This window comes from Arthrobacter sp. Hb9-2 (assembly GCF_059091165.1).
Window position 1 is genome coordinate 217,318 of the sequence record NZ_JBNHGJ010000002.1, and the last position, 15,438, is coordinate 232,755.

At 66.8% G+C, this 15,438-nt stretch carries 17 protein-coding genes; 15 read left to right on the forward strand and 2 right to left on the reverse strand.

Annotation, left to right across the window (positions count from 1 at the left end):
• The first annotated feature begins 26 nt into the window (after positions 1 to 26).
• From AC5RV1_RS02645 to AC5RV1_RS02675, 7 genes are read left to right on the forward strand one after another with little or no spacing between them, the layout of a single operon-like run.
• A complete protein-coding gene (locus AC5RV1_RS02645; RefSeq protein ID WP_493993430.1) occupies positions 27 to 1,031 on the forward strand; it encodes a sugar phosphate isomerase/epimerase family protein in 1,005 nt (334 codons plus the stop codon).
• Between the two features lie 50 nt (positions 1,032 to 1,081).
• Positions 1,082 to 1,780, forward strand: coding sequence for a ThuA domain-containing protein (locus AC5RV1_RS02650; protein ID WP_493993431.1), 699 nt, complete (start codon positions 1,082 to 1,084; stop codon positions 1,778 to 1,780).
• Positions 1,765 to 2,892 carry a Gfo/Idh/MocA family protein gene (locus AC5RV1_RS02655; protein ID WP_493993432.1) on the forward strand — a complete coding sequence of 376 codons (1,128 nt, stop codon included), beginning with the start codon at positions 1,765 to 1,767 and terminating at the stop codon, positions 2,890 to 2,892. The genes AC5RV1_RS02650 and AC5RV1_RS02655 overlap by 16 nt, the downstream gene beginning before the upstream one ends.
• Positions 2,893 to 2,894: 2 nt before the next feature.
• Positions 2,895 to 3,896, forward strand: a complete 1,002-nt coding sequence (locus AC5RV1_RS02660; RefSeq protein ID WP_493993433.1) for a sugar phosphate isomerase/epimerase family protein — start codon at positions 2,895 to 2,897, stop codon at positions 3,894 to 3,896.
• 53 nt (positions 3,897 to 3,949) lie between these two features.
• Positions 3,950 to 5,719 (forward strand): dihydroxyacetone kinase family protein, encoded by a 1,770-nt coding sequence (locus tag AC5RV1_RS02665; RefSeq protein WP_493993434.1) that lies wholly within the window; start codon positions 3,950 to 3,952, stop codon positions 5,717 to 5,719.
• The gene (locus AC5RV1_RS02670; protein ID WP_493993435.1) at positions 5,716 to 6,204 is read left to right on the forward strand and encodes a ribose-5-phosphate isomerase; all 489 of its coding nucleotides are present in this window, start codon (positions 5,716 to 5,718) and stop codon (positions 6,202 to 6,204) included. Before AC5RV1_RS02665 ends, AC5RV1_RS02670 begins: the two co-directional genes overlap by 4 nt.
• A 2-nt stretch (positions 6,205 to 6,206) precedes the next feature.
• The gene (locus tag AC5RV1_RS02675; RefSeq protein ID WP_493993436.1) at positions 6,207 to 7,214 is read left to right on the forward strand and encodes a 3-hydroxyacyl-CoA dehydrogenase family protein; all 1,008 of its coding nucleotides are present in this window, start codon (positions 6,207 to 6,209) and stop codon (positions 7,212 to 7,214) included.
• Positions 7,215 to 7,247: 33 nt separating this feature from the next.
• On the opposite strand, the gene AC5RV1_RS02680 is transcribed toward AC5RV1_RS02675, so the two are convergent.
• Entirely contained in the window at positions 7,248 to 7,469 is a 222-nt protein-coding gene (locus tag AC5RV1_RS02680) for a hypothetical protein (protein WP_493993437.1), read from the reverse strand.
• Positions 7,470 to 7,711: 242 nt separating this feature from the next.
• Between AC5RV1_RS02680 and AC5RV1_RS02685 the strand changes: the two genes are divergently transcribed.
• The 6 genes from AC5RV1_RS02685 (at position 7,712) to AC5RV1_RS02710 (ending at position 12,864) form a co-directional block, all read left to right on the forward strand.
• The gene (locus AC5RV1_RS02685; protein ID WP_493993438.1) at positions 7,712 to 8,161 is read left to right on the forward strand and encodes a helix-turn-helix transcriptional regulator; all 450 of its coding nucleotides are present in this window, start codon (positions 7,712 to 7,714) and stop codon (positions 8,159 to 8,161) included.
• Positions 8,158 to 8,577 (forward strand): VOC family protein, encoded by a 420-nt coding sequence (locus AC5RV1_RS02690; protein ID WP_163167017.1) that lies wholly within the window; start codon positions 8,158 to 8,160, stop codon positions 8,575 to 8,577. Before AC5RV1_RS02685 ends, AC5RV1_RS02690 begins: the two co-directional genes overlap by 4 nt.
• 92 nt (positions 8,578 to 8,669) lie before the next feature.
• Positions 8,670 to 11,075, forward strand: a complete 2,406-nt coding sequence (locus AC5RV1_RS02695; protein WP_493945640.1) for an ATP-binding cassette domain-containing protein — start codon at positions 8,670 to 8,672, stop codon at positions 11,073 to 11,075.
• 5 nt (positions 11,076 to 11,080) lie between these two features.
• Entirely contained in the window at positions 11,081 to 11,653 is a 573-nt protein-coding gene (locus AC5RV1_RS02700) for an MOSC domain-containing protein (protein WP_493993439.1), read from the forward strand.
• A 66-nt stretch (positions 11,654 to 11,719) separates the two neighbouring features.
• Positions 11,720 to 12,124, forward strand: a complete 405-nt coding sequence (locus tag AC5RV1_RS02705) for a VOC family protein (RefSeq protein ID WP_493993440.1) — start codon at positions 11,720 to 11,722, stop codon at positions 12,122 to 12,124.
• A 14-nt stretch (positions 12,125 to 12,138) separates the two neighbouring features.
• Positions 12,139 to 12,864 (forward strand): SDR family NAD(P)-dependent oxidoreductase, encoded by a 726-nt coding sequence (locus AC5RV1_RS02710; RefSeq protein WP_493993441.1) that lies wholly within the window; start codon positions 12,139 to 12,141, stop codon positions 12,862 to 12,864.
• A 29-nt stretch (positions 12,865 to 12,893) separates the two neighbouring features.
• Here the strand turns inward: AC5RV1_RS02710 and AC5RV1_RS02715 are convergent, their stop codons facing one another.
• Complete coding sequence (locus tag AC5RV1_RS02715) at positions 12,894 to 14,393, reverse strand: FAD-dependent monooxygenase (RefSeq protein WP_493993442.1); 1,500 nt, start codon at positions 14,391 to 14,393, stop codon at positions 12,894 to 12,896.
• A gap of 234 nt (positions 14,394 to 14,627) precedes the next feature.
• Here AC5RV1_RS02715 and AC5RV1_RS02720 point away from each other — a divergent pair, with 234 nt between their 5' ends.
• Both AC5RV1_RS02720 and AC5RV1_RS02725 read left to right on the forward strand, forming a co-directional pair.
• The gene (locus tag AC5RV1_RS02720; protein ID WP_493993443.1) at positions 14,628 to 15,107 is read left to right on the forward strand and encodes a hypothetical protein; all 480 of its coding nucleotides are present in this window, start codon (positions 14,628 to 14,630) and stop codon (positions 15,105 to 15,107) included.
• Positions 15,108 to 15,158: 51 nt separating this feature from the next.
• Positions 15,159 to 15,416, forward strand: a complete 258-nt coding sequence (locus AC5RV1_RS02725) for a DUF3072 domain-containing protein (RefSeq protein ID WP_493993444.1) — start codon at positions 15,159 to 15,161, stop codon at positions 15,414 to 15,416.
• Positions 15,417 to 15,438: the final 22 nt, after the last annotated feature.

Consider the following 15,438-nt stretch of genomic DNA (forward strand, 5'->3'; position numbering starts at 1 on the left):
ACGTGAGCACAGGAGAAGGAACCCCCATGACACGACCAATCACGCTTTTTACCGGCCAGTGGGCCGACCTGCCCTTCGAGGAGGTGGCCCGGCTTGCCGGCGAGTGGGGCTTCGACGGGCTCGAGATCGCCTGCTGGGGCGACCACCTGGACCCCCGCCGGGCGGCGGAGGACGACAACTACCTCCAGGGCCGGCTGGACATCCTGGAAAAGAACCACCTGAAGGTCTTCGCCATCGCCAACCACCTCACCGGCCAGGCTGTGTGTGATGACCCCATCGATGAACGTCACCAGGGCATCCTGTCCGCGGAAATCTGGGGCGACGGCCAAGCTGAAGGCGTGCGCCGCCGGGCCGCGGAGTCCATGAAGGACACAGCCCGGGCCGCCGCGCGCCTGGGCGTCAAGACAGTGACGGGGTTCACCGGATCCTCCATCTGGAAGGCGGTGGCCATGTTCCCGCCCGCCTCCGAGGCAATGATCGATGCCGGCTACCAGGACTTCGCGGACCGCTGGAACCCCATCCTGGCTGTCTTCGACGAGGTGGGCGTCCGTTTCGCGCTGGAAGTCCACCCGTCCGAAATCGCCTACGACTACTGGACCGCCAAGCGCACCCTGGAGGCCATCGGCCACCGCAAGAGCTTCGGGCTGAACTTCGACCCGTCCCACTTCATCTGGCAGGACCTGGACCCGGTGATGTTCCTGCAGGACTTCGCGGACCACATCCTCCACGTGCACGTCAAGGAATCGGTCCGGCAGCTTGACGGCCGCAACGGCCGCCTCGGCTCCCACCTGGCCTGGGCAGACCCGCGGCGCGGCTGGGACTTCGTCACAGCCGGGCACGGGGACGTCCAGTGGAACCGGATCTTCCGCGCCCTGAACGCCATCGGCTACACCGGGCCCACCAGCATCGAGTGGGAGGACGCCGGCATGGACCGGCTCGTCGGCGCACCGCAGGCACTGGCGATGGTCCAGGAACTCGCCCGGATCGCCCCGCCGGCTGCCGCCTTCGACGCAGCCTTCGCCAGCCGCTGACACATACTTTCCGGCCCCCGGCCGGAAGCCAACCAAAAGGAAACCCCGACATGACAGAACGCAAGAACGCCCTAGTGGTCCGCGGCGGCTGGGACGGCCACCAGCCGTACGAGGCCACGGAACTCTTCATCCCCTACCTCAAGGACAACGGCTACGACGTCCGCGTCGAGGAATCCCCCAAGGTCTATGCCGACGCCGAATACATGGCAGGCGTGGACCTGATCATGCAGTGCATGACCATGACCACCATCGAAAAGGACGAGTTCGCCGGACTGCGGACCGCCGTCGAAAACGGCACCGGCCTGGCTGGCTGGCACGGCGGTATCGCCGATTCGTACCGCAACAACTCGGACTACCTGCACCTGATCGGCGGCCAGTTCGCCTGCCACCCCGGCAAGCACCCGGACGAGTGCGTCGGCGAGCAGTCGGACAACTACGTTCCCTACACCGTCACCATGCTTCCGGCGGCCGCGGAGCACCCCATCACCCAGGGCATCTCCGACTTCGACCTGGTCACCGAGCAGTACTGGGTGCTCTCCGACGACTACATCGACGTCCTTGCCACCACCACCCAGAAGGTCCGCGAGTGGGACCCCTGGAACCGCGAAGTCACCTCCCCCGCCATCTGGACCCGCCAGTGGGGCAAAGGCCGCATCTTCGTCGCCACCCCCGGCCACCGGGTCGACATCCTCCAGGACACCAACGTCCGCACCATCATCGAAAGGGGCCTGCTGTGGGCAAGCCGTTGAAAGTCGGAATCGTCGGCTGCGGAGCCATCATCGCGCAGTACTTGGCCAATTTCCGGAAGCTCGAGGACATCGACCTGGTGGCCGTGGCGGACCTGGACCCCGCGCGCGCCCAGGCAGTGGCGGAGCAATACGAAGGCGTCCGCGCCATCTCCGTCGAGGAACTCCTCGCCGCGGACGACGTCGAACTGGTCCTGAACCTGACCATCCCCGCCGCGCACGCCGAGGTGGCGCAGAAGGCCATCGCCGCCGGCAAGAGCGTCTACGGCGAGAAGCCGCTGGCCGCCACCACTGCCGAAGCACGCCAGGTGCTGGACGCGGCACGCGAGGCGGGCGTCGCCGTCGGCTGTGCCCCGGACACCGTTCTGGGGACAGGCATCCAGACCGCGCGCAAGGCGATCGATGACGGACTTATCGGCGCACCCATCTCGGCGAGCGCCACGATGGTGACGCCGGGCCATGAGCGGTGGCACCCGAACCCGGACTTCTACTACCAGCCCGGCGGCGGCCCCCTCCTGGACATGGGCCCGTACTACGTGACCGCCCTGGTCACCCTGCTGGGTCCCGTCGTCTCGGTCATCGGCGCCGCAAGCCACACCCGCAACGACCGCACCATCGGCTCCGGGCCCCGGCAGGGCGAGAAGGTCCCCGTCAACATCGATTCCCATGTCACCGGTGTCCTGGTGCACGCCTCCGGTGCGCTCTCCACCCTGTTCATGAGCTTCGACGCCGTGAAGTCCAAATCGCCCAACATCGAGATCCACGGCGAACGGGGGTCGCTGGTGGTCCCCGACCCGAACCACTTCGACGGCGACGTCCAGCTGTTTTCCCTTGGGGCCGAGGACTGGGAAACCCTCCCCGTATCCGCAGGCTACGTTGACGCCGGACGCGGCTTCGGCATCGCCGACCTGGCGTCCACCCCTGCGGGCGCCGAACCCCGGGCAGGCGGGGCCCTGGCCTACCACGCCCTCGAGGTCATGGAATCGGTCCTCGAATCAGCCCACAGCGGCGCGGCAGTAGCGATCCGCAGCACCGTTGAGCGGCCGGCGAGCGTCGAACTGACCATCCTGACCCAGCGTGTGGACGCGCTCCAGGCCCAGGAAGCGGCTTCTTAGCCATGGCCTACACCGCCGAAAACTGGCCCATCGCCGCGGCCATGCTGCCGTTCCCGGGCACCAACGCCGAAGGAACGCATATCAACGACGCTGATTCCTCAGCGTGGGCCGCGGCGCTGACGGAGGTTAAGGACGCCGGGTTCGCGAACGCAGACCTGACGGACAGCTGGCTTCGTCCCGGAGATCTCAACCGGAGCCGCCTGGCCGAGTTCAAGCAGACGGCAGAGGAAGTAGGCATCGGCATCCCGGCCATTTCCGCCATCCGCCGCAGCATCATTGAGGAAGACAACTGGGAAGAGAACCTGGCCTACAGCCACCGGACCATTGATGCGGCGGCGGAGCTGGGCTGCGAGGTTGTCTCCGTCGGGCTCCACCAGGCCATCACGCCGGAGCAGCAGAAACAGCTGTGGTTCTGGACGGTGGAAGGCCACAAGGACCCGGCGGGCAGCAAGGAGACGTGGGGCCACGCCGTCACCCGCCTCCGCGAACTGGGCCGGCACGCCGCCGAAGTTGGAGTCCTGCTCTCGCTCGAAATGTACGAGGACACGTATCTGGGCACCGCTGACTCATCGGTGCGCCTTGTCCAGGACATTGGGCTCCGCAACGTGGGCCTCAACCCGGACCTGGGCAACCTGATCCGGCTGCACCGCCCGGTGGAGGACTGGCGGGAGCTGGTGGCGAAGACCCTGCCGTACGCCAACTTCTGGCATATGAAGAACTACTTCCGGGACGAGGACGCGGCCCGCGGCATGTACGTGACCATGCCGGCTCCCATGGAAAGCGGCATCATCAACTACCGCGAGGCCTTCAAACTGGCCCTGTCCGTCGGTTTCCAGGGCATCCTCTGCACCGAGCACTACGGCGGGGATGGGCTGAGCGTTGCTGCCAGCAACCAGGACTACCTTCGCCGCCACGTTCTCCCCAAGACCGACCGCTACGCGCCCGGCACGAGCCAGGTGGCCCAGGGGCGGCAACAGCCGACGGCGGAACTCACCCGCGTGTAAGCGCGGCGCCTGCGGAAGCACCGCCTTCCCACCCAAGGACTAACGAGGAAACCATGACCCAGATCTTTGATAACCCGGCTGACTTTGAGGACGAGGCACTGGACGGCTTCGTCGCGGCCAACCGCGGATACGTCGCCCGGGTGGACGGCGGCATCGTCCGGTCCTCAGAAGTCCCCGCCGGCCAGGTGTCCGTGGTGGTGGGCGGCGGCTCGGGCCACTACCCAGCCTTCGCCGGCCTGGTGGGGCCCGGCCTGGCCGCAGGTGCCGTGTGCGGCAACATCTTCACGTCGCCATCCGCCGGGCAGGCGTACCGTGTGGCCAAGGCGGTGAACGCCGGTGGTGGCGTGCTGCTGAGCTACGGCAACTACGCGGGGGACGTGATCCATTTCGGCGAGGCACAGGAGCGGCTCAACGCCGAAGGCATCAAGACCCGTACCGTCCTGGTCACGGATGACATCGCCAGCGCACCGCTGGACCAGATCGAAAAACGCCGCGGGATTGCAGGTGACCTGACTGTCTTCAAGATTGCCGGCGCCGCGGCCGAGGCGGGACTGGACCTGGACGCCGTCGAACGGCTCGCGGTCCGCGCCAACTACCGCACCCGCTCCCTCGGAGTGGCCTTCGACGGTTGTACCCTGCCTGGTGCTGCCGGGCCGCTGTTCCACGTGCCCGACGGACAGATGTCGCTCGGCTTGGGCATCCACGGTGAACCGGGCATCTCCGACCATCCCATGCCTACCGCCTCAGAACTTGCGGAGCTGCTGGTCTCGCGGCTTCTCCATGACAAGCCCGATGCTGCCGGGAAGCGTGTGGTGGCCATCCTCAACGGCCTGGGCCGGGTGAAGTACGAGGAGCTGTTCCTGCTCTTCGGCAAGATCGAGAAGCTCCTCACCACGGCCGGCCTGACCATCGTGGAGCCGGAATGCGGCGAGCTGGTCACCAGCCTGGACATGTCCGGCCTCTCGCTCACGCTGCTGTGGCTTGATGACGAACTGGAGCGCTACTGGACAGCTCCGGCCGACACCCCAGCGTTCCGCAAGGGCAACCTGGCACCGCGCGTACAGCGGGAACTGGCCGCACCGGAAGACGCCGTGGCCGCTGAAATGGAAGAGACGACGGCGGCAGCAGCTGAGCTGGGCCGGCTGGCAGCCGCCGTGCTCGTTCAGGCGCGGGACGTCGTGGTCAGGCATGAAAAGGAACTGGGCAGGCTGGATGCCATTGCCGGCGACGGCGATCACGGCGTCGGCATGCGCCGGGGCGTGGACGCCGCGGTGGCAGCGGCCGGTGAAGCTGTTGGCGCGCGACTTTCGGTTCACCGCGTCCTCACCGCGGCGGGCGAAGCCTGGAGCGAGCGCGCCGGCGGCACGTCGGGGGCGCTCTGGGGATCCGCGGTCGCGGCGGCCGGGCGTGCACTCGGCAACAAGGACTCGTACAGCGGCGGGGACGCAGCGGCCGCAGTGACCGCCTTCGCTAACGCCGTCACTACCCTGGGCAAGGCTGATGTGGGCGACAAGACAATGGTGGATTCGCTGCTTCCCTTCCGGGACGCCTTCGTGGCGGCGTTCGACAACGGGACGGCTGTGACCGGGGCGCTGGCCTCGGCAGTGACCGCCGCCCGGCAGGCGGCCGACGCCACCGCATCCCTGCGGCCGCTGAAGGGAAGGGCCCGGCCGCTGGCCGACAAGAGCCTGGGCCACCCGGATCCCGGAGCGGTGTCCTTTGCCCTGATCGTAACCCGGGTATCTGATTACTTCGAGTCTTCACCACCCCTGTCCTCTCCCAAGGTGGCCTCTTTGGCGGCCGGACATGGGGCTCAGGCATGAGCGCCGGCGCTCCGGCAGGATGGCGGATCGTCATCGGGAACGACGAGGCCGGCGTCGAGTACAAGGATGCACTGAAGGCGATGCTCGAAGCTGACAGCCGCGTTGCATCCGTTCTGGACGTGGGCGTTGGTGCCGGCGACACCACCGCCTACCCGCACGTCGCCGTCGACGCCGCCCGCAAGGTGGCGCAGGGCGAGGCGGACCGCGCCCTGCTGATCTGCGGCACCGGACTGGGCGTGGCCATCGCGGCCAACAAGGTCCCGGGAATCCGGGCGGTCACGGCCCACGACGGGTACTCGGTGGAGCGCTCGGTGCTGAGCAACAACGCACAGGTCCTCACCATGGGCCAGCGCGTCATCGGCCTGGAACTGGCCAAGAAACTGGTGGGCGAATGGCTCGGCTACCGGTTCGACGAAACCTCGGCCTCCGCCGCGAAGGTGGACGCCATTTGCTCCTACGAACCCGAATCCACGAAAGCAGTCTGATCATGACCGAAAATTCGTCCCACCCAACCAGCACCGGCGGCGCCTCGGGCGCTCCCGGGGCCCGGAAGATCGCCATCGTGGGCTCCGGCTACATGGGCGGCGGGATCGCGCAGGTCCTGGCGCTGGGAGGTGCCCGCGTGGCTCTTTCCGATGTGTCCGCTGAGGTGGCCCAGGGAAACTACGACCGGCTCCTGGTTGAGTCCGACCAGTTCGTGGCCGACGGACTGTTTCCTGCCGGTTCCACCGAGGTTCTGAAGCAGAACCTGTGGGCCGCGAAGGACATCGAGGAAGCCGTCGCGGATGCGAACTTCATCGAGGAAGCGGTCCCCGAAGTCATCGCCATCAAGCACCAGACGCTGGCGCGCATCAGTGCCGCCGCCGCGCCTGACGCCATCATCGGCTCCAACACCTCCACCATCTCTATTGCCGAACTGTCCGGGCCAGTCAGCAACCCGGAACGGTTCCTGGGCGTGCATTTTTCGAACCCGTCGCCCTTTATCCCTGGCGTCGAGATCATCCCGCACGCCGGCACGTCTGCAGCCACCATCAGCTCCGTCCGCGGGCTGGTCCACGCCGCCGGCAAACAGACCGCCGTCGTCAAGGATGTCACCGGCTTTGTCCTCAACCGCCTGCAGTACGCGCTCTTCCACGAGGCAGCACAGCTGGTGGAGCAGGGCATTGCCACCGCGGACGACGTGGATACCCTGGTGCGCACCACCTTCGGCTTCCGGCTGCCGTTCTTCGGGCCGTTCGCCATTGCCGACATGGCCGGGCTGGACGTGTACAACTTCTGCTACAAGTCCCTGCAAAAGGAGTTCCCGGAGCGATTTGCCACCCCGAAAATCCTCAGCGACCTGGTGGACGCCGGAAAGCTCGGCACCAAGACCGGTGCCGGTTTCCTCAACGTCCCCGCAGAGCGCACCCCCGAGCTGATCGCCTACCGCAACAAGGCGTACGTGGCCATGCAGAAGCTGCTTGATGAGCTGGGGCCGGCACCCATCGGGCACTAAAGCTCACGGCGGTGCCGGCGGCAGGAAGGCTGGTTAGCGCCCTTCGCGTACCCCGGCTGCCATGGGCACGGAGTGAAGGGAGCCTTCATGGCCCAGGCTGGCGTGGCAGGCAGCCGTACGTGCCGGGACATCGCCGTGGACAGCAGCAGTAACGGCCTCAACAACCGCAATCTGCCCCGTGGTGTCGGGAACACCCGGAAACTGAACCGGCGGCGCTTCAACAGGCGCCGCCGGCGGCTGATCGGTCGAACGCATCCGGATAAGAGCGATGGCGGAAATAAGGAACCAGGCGTGGGTTTGGAAATTCTTTTGCCGGACGCCATTGCTGGATAAATCAGGCTTAGCCGGACAAAGCGTTTACTCAAGCCCGTGTGGGGGCGAGGACCCTATTTGTTGGTCGGCGGGATAATCATACTCTGCGCAGAAGCTGCTCTAACGCCCGGCGCCCAGGCTGCCGCCTATGGACAACTTCCCTGCCAAGTAGCACCATCTGAAAGGTGACCACCAGCCCCCTCTCCGATGCACGCCTGCGCGAGCTCCGGGACCTTCGCCGCGTCAAGGACCGCATCGACCGGGAGTACGCACAGCCGCTGGACGTCGAATCCCTCGCCCGGGGCGTCCACATGTCAGCCGGGCATCTCAGCCGCAGGTTCAGGCTCGCCTACCAGGAATCGCCCTACAGCTACCTCATGACCCGCCGCATCGAACGCGCCATGGCGCTCCTGCGCCGCGGTGACCTTTCCGTCACGGAGGTGTGCTTCGCCGTCGGCTGCTCCTCCCTGGGCACCTTCAGCTCGCGCTTCACCGAGCTGGTGGGGATGCCTCCAAGCATCTATAAACAGGAGGCAGCGGTATCCACGGCGGGCATCCCGGCGTGCGTGGCAAAACAGGTCACCAGACCGGTCAGGAATCGAGAAGCGCCCGCGCCGGAGCCGCAACTAGCATGACTGCCATGGACATCACCATCAGCTCAAGTTTCCTTCCGCACACCGATCCCGATGCCTCTTTGGCGTTCTACCGCGACGCCCTCGGCTTCGAGGTCCGCAACGACGTAGGCCGCGGCACCATGCGCTGGATTACGGTGGGCCCGGCCGGCCAGCCCGACGTCTCCATCGTCTTGCACCCGCCGGCCGTGGACCCTGGAATCACCGACGACGAACGCCGCACCATCGCGGAAATGATGGCGAAGGGCACCTTCGCAACAGTCATCCTGTCCGCTCCGGACGTGGACGCCGCGTTCGCGAAAGTGGAGGCGACCGGGGCCGACGTCGTACAGGAACCCGTCGACCAGCCCTACGGAATTCGCGACTGCGCCTTCCGCGACCCGGCCGGCAACACCGTCCGAATCAACCAGCAGCCCTGAGCTGGGAGGATTGGAACCAGCGGCGCCGGGGGAGGCTGCAAACGCAGGCTCCCCCCGAAACGAACAATCGCAGCCCAGCAGATGGAGACCCGATGAGCACGGACACCAGTACCGACACGAACACCGATCCCCGGACCAACGGGCTGCACGTCGCCGACACCCACGACCTGATCCGCGTCCAGGGGGCGCGGGAAAACAACCTCAAGGACGTCAGCGTTGAGCTGCCCAAGCGCCGGCTGACAGTCTTCACGGGTGTGTCCGGCTCCGGCAAAAGCTCACTGGTGTTCGCCACCATCGCTGCAGAGTCGCAACGGATGATCAACGAGACCTACAGTGCGTTCGTCCAGGGCTTTATGCCCTCGCTGGCCCGGCCAGAGGTGGACTTCCTGGAAGGCCTGACGACGGCGATCATCGTGGACCAGGAGCGGATGGGCGCCAACCCCCGCTCCACCGTTGGCACCGCCACCGACGCGAACGCCATGCTGCGGATCCTCTTCAGCCGGCTCGGCACCCCGTACGTCGGCCCGCCCACGGCGTACTCCTTCAACGTGCCCACCCGCAAGGCCAGCGGTGTGATGTCCACGGAGAAGAGCGACGGCCGGGTGGAGAAAGCCGTGGTCCAGCAGGCCGTCTACCTTGGCGGCATGTGCCCCCGGTGCGAGGGCATGGGGGCAGTCAGCGACATTGACCGCACAGCGCTGTACGACGACGACAAGTCCCTTAATGACGGCGCGCTGATTGTCCCGGGCTACTCCATGGACGGCTGGTACGGGCGGCTGTTCGAAGGCATGGGCCTGCCGATGGACAAACCGATCGCCAAATTCACGAAGAAGCAGCTGGACACGATGCTGTACGCCGAGCCCACCAAGATCAAGGTGGAGGGGGTCAACCTGACCTTCGAGGGCATCATCCCCAAGATCCAGAAGTCGATGCTGTCCAAGGACCCGGAGGCGATGCAGCCGCATGTGCGCCGGTTCGTGGAGCGGGCCGTGACGTTCCAGACCTGCCCGGACTGCGAAGGGACCCGGCTGACCCGGCAGGCTCTGTCCTCGAAGATCAACGGCAAGAACATCGCCGAGCTGTGCCAGATGCAGATCAGCGACCTCGCCGGGTGGGTGCGCGACCTCAAGGACCCCTCGGTGGCTCCCCTGCTCAAGGGCCTCCAGCACCTGCTCGACTCGTTCTCCGACATCGGGCTGGGCTACCTTAGCCTCGATCGGCCGGCCGGCACGCTGTCCGGGGGCGAGGCCCAGCGCACTAAGATGATCCGGCACCTCGGGTCCTCGCTTACCGACGTCACGTACGTCTTTGATGAACCCACCATCGGGCTCCACCCGCACGATATCGAGCGGATGAACCAGTTGCTGCTCCAACTGCGGGACAAGGGCAACACCGTGCTCGTGGTGGAGCACAAGCCTGAGACGATTGCCATCGCCGACCACGTCGTCGATCTTGGTCCAGGGGCCGGCACCAAAGGCGGAACGGTCTGCTTCGAGGGCACCGTCGAGGGCCTGCGGAGCAGCGACACCATCACCGGCCGGCACCTGGAAGACCGGGCAGCACTAAAGGATGCCGTCCGGAAGGCCTCCGGCGCGATGGAAGTCCGCGGCGCGTCGACTCACAACCTGCAGGGTGTCGACGTCGACATCCCCCTGGGCGTCCTCACGGTGGTCACCGGGGTGGCCGGCTCGGGCAAGAGCTCCCTCATCCACGGTTCCGTTGCGAAGCGTGACGGCGTAGTGGTGATCGACCAGGGTGCCATCCGCGGTTCGCGGCGCAGTAACCCGGCCACCTACACGGGCCTGCTGGAGCCGATCCGTAAGGCGTTCGCGAAGGCCAACGGCGTGAAGCCGGCGCTGTTCAGTTCGAACTCGGAGGGTGCCTGCCCCACGTGCAACGGTGCCGGTGTCATCTTCACCGAGCTGGGCGTGATGGCCACCGTGGAGTCCCCGTGCGAGGACTGCGAGGGCCGCCGCTTCCAGGCTTCGGTGCTCGAATACACGCTGGGAGGCCAGAACATCGCGGACGTGCTGGCGATGTCCGTGACGGAGGCCGCCGCCTTCTTCGCCGAGGGCGATGCCAAGACCCCGGCCGCACGGACCATCCTTGCGCGGCTCGAAGACGTCGGCTTGGGCTACCTCAGCCTCGGCCAGCCGCTTACCACGCTCTCCGGCGGCGAGCGCCAGCGCCTCAAGCTCGCCACCCAGATGGCCGAAAAGGGCGACGTGTACGTCCTCGACGAACCCACCACCGGCCTGCACCTGGCGGATGTGGAGAACCTGCTGGGCCTGCTGGACCGGCTGGTTGATTCGGGCAAGTCCGTGATTGTTATTGAGCACCACCAGGCCGTGATGGCGCATGCCGACTGGATCATTGACCTTGGGCCGGGAGCAGGGCACGACGGCGGCCGGATCGTTTTCGAGGGCACGCCCGCTGACCTTGTGGCTGGCGCCTCCACCCTCACCGGCAAGCACCTCGCGGCCTACGTCGGTGGATAGGCCGCATGGCAGAGACCTATAGGTACGACGTCGAGATCCTGCACCTGCTGGTCTCGCCTGCGCACGCGTATTTTGGTCGGGCTAAGGACGGCGCGGCGGACGTGCCAACTACTGATGCTGACTCCGCCGAGGTGGTGGCCGGCAAGGGCATTGTGGGTGACCGCTTTTTCGGCAAAGCGGCGCACATGGACGCTGCGGTGACCCTGTTCGCCGTGGAGGCCCTCGAAGCCATGGCCACGGAACTTGGTGCCGGGCCGTTTCATCCGCTGGCGACGCGGCGGAACGTGATCCTCAGGGGAGCGCACCTGGCTCCCCTGCTGGGTCACGACTTCGCGCTCGAATCCGGCGGTTCCACGGTCCACTTCCACGGCGGGCGCCCGGCCCACCCCTGCGCCTGGATGAACGAGGTGCTCGCGCCGGGCGGCCACGCGGCCATGCGGGGCCGGGGCGGCATCCGCTGCCGGGCACTTTCCAGCGGCACGCTTCACCGCGGCCGGGCAGTGCTGGCCAGCCCCGTGCCGCTTGATCCTGCGCAGGCGGGTGTGCCAAGCCTGTTGCGGGCAAGCCGGTTGCCGTAGGAATTTACCGGCAGCGCAGCCTGCATTCCGGCTGCCCGTTGGCGATGCTGGGGGTACTGTGGGCGCATGGAGATGCGCCTTGAAGTTGTCCAGGTACCTGTAGCGGATGTGGACAGGTCCAAAACCTTCTACACGGAGAAGCTGGGCTTCGTCCTGGACCATGATGTGGAGCACATCCCCGGAATGCGGGTGGTCCAGCTGACGCCGCCCGGTTCGGCTGCTTCGATCGTCATCGGCACTGGAATGACCACCATGGCACCAGGCAGCCTCGAGGGGCTGCAGCTTGTAGTACCGGACATGGGTGCCACGCGCGCCGAACTCGTCGGCCGGGGCGCCGACATCAGTGACGTCCAGGACCTGGGTGGCGTGCAGTTTGCCTACTTTGCCGACCCGGACGGCAATCGCTGGGTTCTCCAGGGCGCCATACCCGCCGCCGTCAGGGAAATGCATCGAGACGGGCAGCCCGCGTAGCACCGGAAAGAACAATGGCGCGCATCTTCGTCACGGGCTCGGCCGACGGGCTGGGACGGGCCACAGCACAGTCCCTTATGGATGAGGGCCAACAGGTCATCGTGCATGTTCGAAACGCGGGCCGCCTGGACGCCGTGCAGGACCTGCTTGACCGCGGCGCGGCAGGCGTGGTGGGGGACCTGTCCGACGTGGAGCAGACGCGCGACGTGTCCCGCCAGGTAAACGAGATGGGTCCGGTCGACGCCGTGGTCCACAACGCCGGTGTGCTCCACGGCCCGCACATCTTCCAGGTCAACGTTGTGGCACCCTACCTCCTCACGGTGCTGATCCCCCGCCCACGGCGGCTGATCTACCTCAGCAGCGGCATGCACCGCGGCGGCCGGCCCCACCTCGACAGCATCCACCCGGGCGCTCACGAGGTGACCTACTCGGACAGCAAGCTCTACGTCACCTCCCTGGCCGCCGCCGTCGCCCGTTTGTGGCCCGGCGTCCTCAGCAATGCCGTCGACCCCGGTTGGGTGCCCACCAGGATGGGCGGGCGCGGCGCTCCGGACGACCTCCGCCTCGGCCACCGCACACAGGAGTGGCTCGCCACCAGCGACGACCCGGAGGCAACCACCAGCGGCGGCTACTGGTACCACCAGCACCGGCAGAAAGCACACCCGGCCGTCCACGACGAGCGGTTCCAGAACGGTCTTCTAAACCACCTCGCGCACGCCACCGGCGAGCACCTGGCCTAGCGCTCTTCCCGCATCCGAGGTGCCTGCCCCTAGGCCGCGGCCGCCGGTCCGAACCAGGCGGCCAGCGCTTCCTTGAGGCCCAGCGAAGTTCCGTCCCCCACCCAGGCCACATACCCGTCGGGCCGGACCAGGACGGCGGCAGGCGCGGCGACCTTCCCCAGTACCGGCAGGTCCCAGGATCCGCGGTACTCGGCGTCCACCAGCTGAACCCGGTCCGGCCGGGGAATGCTGTCCAGGCTGCCGGGCCTCCCGAAATTCAGCAGGACAGGCCGTGCCTCATGCAGCAGCGCATAGACCGGCAGCGGGCCGCCCTGGGTGACAAGGTCCACGTCGGGCACCCGCCGCCCGAGCAGCGGGTGCCCCTCGCCAAAGTCGTAGCGGATGTCCAGCCCGGACTGCATCCCGGCGAACCGCTTGCGCGGCTCCTCCATGCTGAGGAGCTCGGAAACCACCTCGCCCGCGGCCTTGATTCGGGGATCCGCGCGGCGCAACGCTGTCTGCGCCATGGTGTTGCGCAGCACCCGGGCGGCAACGGGGTGACGCTCGGCGTGGTAGGTGTCCAGAAGGCTTTCCGGCGCCGTTCCGTTGACCACCTGCCCCAGCTTCCAGCCCAGGTTCACCGCGTCCTGCACCCCGAGGTTCAGGCCCTGCCCGCCGTCGGGGGCATGCACGTGCGCAGCGTCACCGGCCAGCAGGACGCGCCCTTTGCGGTAGGCGGCCGCCTGGCGGGTGGTGTCGGTGAACCTGGAGATCCAGGTGGGGCTGTGAGCGCCGTAATCGGTGCCGCAGGCAGCAATGAGCGCCCCGCTGAGATCGCTCAAGGTAGGTTCAGTGGCGGGCCCCACGTGCTCTTCCGTCACCATGACCCCCACCGGGCCGCTGTCCGCATAGACCACCTGGCCGTCCCGGATTTCGTACTCCCGCCGGCCAAACGAATGGATGCCAAAGGGATTCTGGTGGATGCCGAACTCCGGCTCCACCGTCATCTCCACCTCTGCGATCAGGGCGCTGGTGGTGGGATCCCAGCCGGGGAAATCTATACCTGCCGCCTTGCGGACCAGGCTCCGGCCGCCGTCGCACCCGGCAACGTACCCCGCACGCAGCTTCCGGCCGTCCGGGAAGAGGATGTCGACGCCGTCGACGTCCTGCTCCAGTGCCGTCACCTCGCGTCCGCGGTAGACCTTTACCCCCAACTCCTCCACCCAGCCTGCCAGAAGGCGTTCGATGTGGTTTTGCCACAGCCCGAGGCCGTAGGGGTGACGGGACGGAAAGTCACTGATATCAAGGCGGGTTCCTGCGAACCCCGCCACTTGCGCCACCTGCCCCTTCGAGAGGAATCGGTGGGCGATGCCGCGCTGATCCAGGACTTCGATGGTCCGGGCGTGAAGGCCGCCTGCCCGGGCCCCCGCAAGGTCCTGGGTGGCACGCCGCTCCACGATGGCCGCGTCAATTCCCGCCAGCGCGAACTCCCCTGCCAGCATCAGCCCGGTAGGGCCGCCGCCAACGATCACCACCGCATGATCACTCATTACGCCTGCCCCGTTCTCCCGATTGTGGCCTCTGCGATTATGCGGCCCGGCCCGGCCCTTGCCGCAAGCCCCACCCCGGGGGATACATTGGAAATGGAAGCCGCGTTTCAGCCTCTTTTCCGCCTGCCGTTGCGGCCGTCCACATCATCCCCTGGAGCACCGGTTCGACGCACCCGAATGGGTCTAGTGTGGGTGGGGTCGGCACTCGCCGCGAATAGCCCTCAGGGAGGGTGCATGAACTCTACACAGTCCAGCTCCGAGCAATTTATGCAGAACCTGAAAAGTGTCGGGGGGTCAGAGTCTGACGTCAACGAAGCTGTCTACGTGGTCCGCGGTGAGGACACCGTGGAGAACGTGGTCTCAGGCCTCCGGATCGAGCAGCAGCAGCAGGGCAGCGCGGCCAAGGAACCAGCTATTCTCCATGCCGCAGCTGAGGTGATGGTCAGCATGCGGGATGAACAAGACCCTTCCCACCACGCCGGCGCTTCACAGGAGGGCCAGTATCAACTGGACATCCATCACAGCGGAGGCCCCAGCACACGGGAAAGCATTCCGGAGAAGGACATCGAGGACGCCAAAATCTGGGCGCGGGAACGGATCGAAGCCCAGGGCACCGAGTTCGGGGCCATATATTTTCCTGCCGGCGGGGACGGCGTACCGGGCACGGGAGCGCTGGTGTCCAGTTTCGACCGTTCCGTGGGGTGGTACAGATAACCTCCGGAGCTTGCCGAGGTGTGAGGGTACGCGGCGCCTAAACTTTTAGGCATGAGTGATAACAAGGAAACCATCGGCAGCCCCACCCCTGAACCTGATACAGGCCTGAACCGGGACCCGGAAGACTGGGTAACCGGCGACGAGCCGATGACTGCAGCGCAGCGGAGCTACCTGGATACATTGGCTCGCGAAGCAGGCGAAGAACTCCCGGCGGACCTCAGCAAAGCAGAAGCGTCCAAGCACATCGACCGGCTGCAACAACGCAGCGGACGGGTATCCGGAGACGGTTCCGGCAACGCCGGAGGCTAGGGCGCCGTCAGGGAGACCGGCG

What these genes read in the sequence shown, in the direction of transcription:
- AC5RV1_RS02645 (WP_493993430.1), top strand. Translation starts at nt 27, where the DNA reads ATGACACGACCAATCACGCTTTTTACCGGCCAGTGGGCCGACCTGCCC.
- AC5RV1_RS02650 (WP_493993431.1), top strand. Translation starts at nt 1,082, where the DNA reads ATGACAGAACGCAAGAACGCCCTAGTGGTCCGCGGCGGCTGGGACGGC.
- AC5RV1_RS02660 (WP_493993433.1), top strand. Translation starts at nt 2,895, where the DNA reads ATGGCCTACACCGCCGAAAACTGGCCCATCGCCGCGGCCATGCTGCCG.
- AC5RV1_RS02665 (WP_493993434.1), top strand. Translation starts at nt 3,950, where the DNA reads ATGACCCAGATCTTTGATAACCCGGCTGACTTTGAGGACGAGGCACTG.
- AC5RV1_RS02670 (WP_493993435.1), top strand. Translation starts at nt 5,716, where the DNA reads ATGAGCGCCGGCGCTCCGGCAGGATGGCGGATCGTCATCGGGAACGAC.
- AC5RV1_RS02675 (WP_493993436.1), top strand. Translation starts at nt 6,207, where the DNA reads ATGACCGAAAATTCGTCCCACCCAACCAGCACCGGCGGCGCCTCGGGC.
- AC5RV1_RS02680 (WP_493993437.1), bottom strand. Translation starts at nt 7,469, where the DNA reads ATGCGTTCGACCGATCAGCCGCCGGCGGCGCCTGTTGAAGCGCCGCCG.
- AC5RV1_RS02690 (WP_163167017.1), top strand. Translation starts at nt 8,158, where the DNA reads ATGACTGCCATGGACATCACCATCAGCTCAAGTTTCCTTCCGCACACC.
- AC5RV1_RS02695 (WP_493945640.1), top strand. Translation starts at nt 8,670, where the DNA reads ATGAGCACGGACACCAGTACCGACACGAACACCGATCCCCGGACCAAC.
- AC5RV1_RS02700 (WP_493993439.1), top strand. Translation starts at nt 11,081, where the DNA reads ATGGCAGAGACCTATAGGTACGACGTCGAGATCCTGCACCTGCTGGTC.
- AC5RV1_RS02705 (WP_493993440.1), top strand. Translation starts at nt 11,720, where the DNA reads ATGGAGATGCGCCTTGAAGTTGTCCAGGTACCTGTAGCGGATGTGGAC.
- AC5RV1_RS02710 (WP_493993441.1), top strand. Translation starts at nt 12,139, where the DNA reads ATGGCGCGCATCTTCGTCACGGGCTCGGCCGACGGGCTGGGACGGGCC.
- AC5RV1_RS02715 (WP_493993442.1), bottom strand. Translation starts at nt 14,393, where the DNA reads ATGAGTGATCATGCGGTGGTGATCGTTGGCGGCGGCCCTACCGGGCTG.
- AC5RV1_RS02720 (WP_493993443.1), top strand. Translation starts at nt 14,628, where the DNA reads ATGAACTCTACACAGTCCAGCTCCGAGCAATTTATGCAGAACCTGAAA.
- AC5RV1_RS02725 (WP_493993444.1), top strand. Translation starts at nt 15,159, where the DNA reads ATGAGTGATAACAAGGAAACCATCGGCAGCCCCACCCCTGAACCTGAT.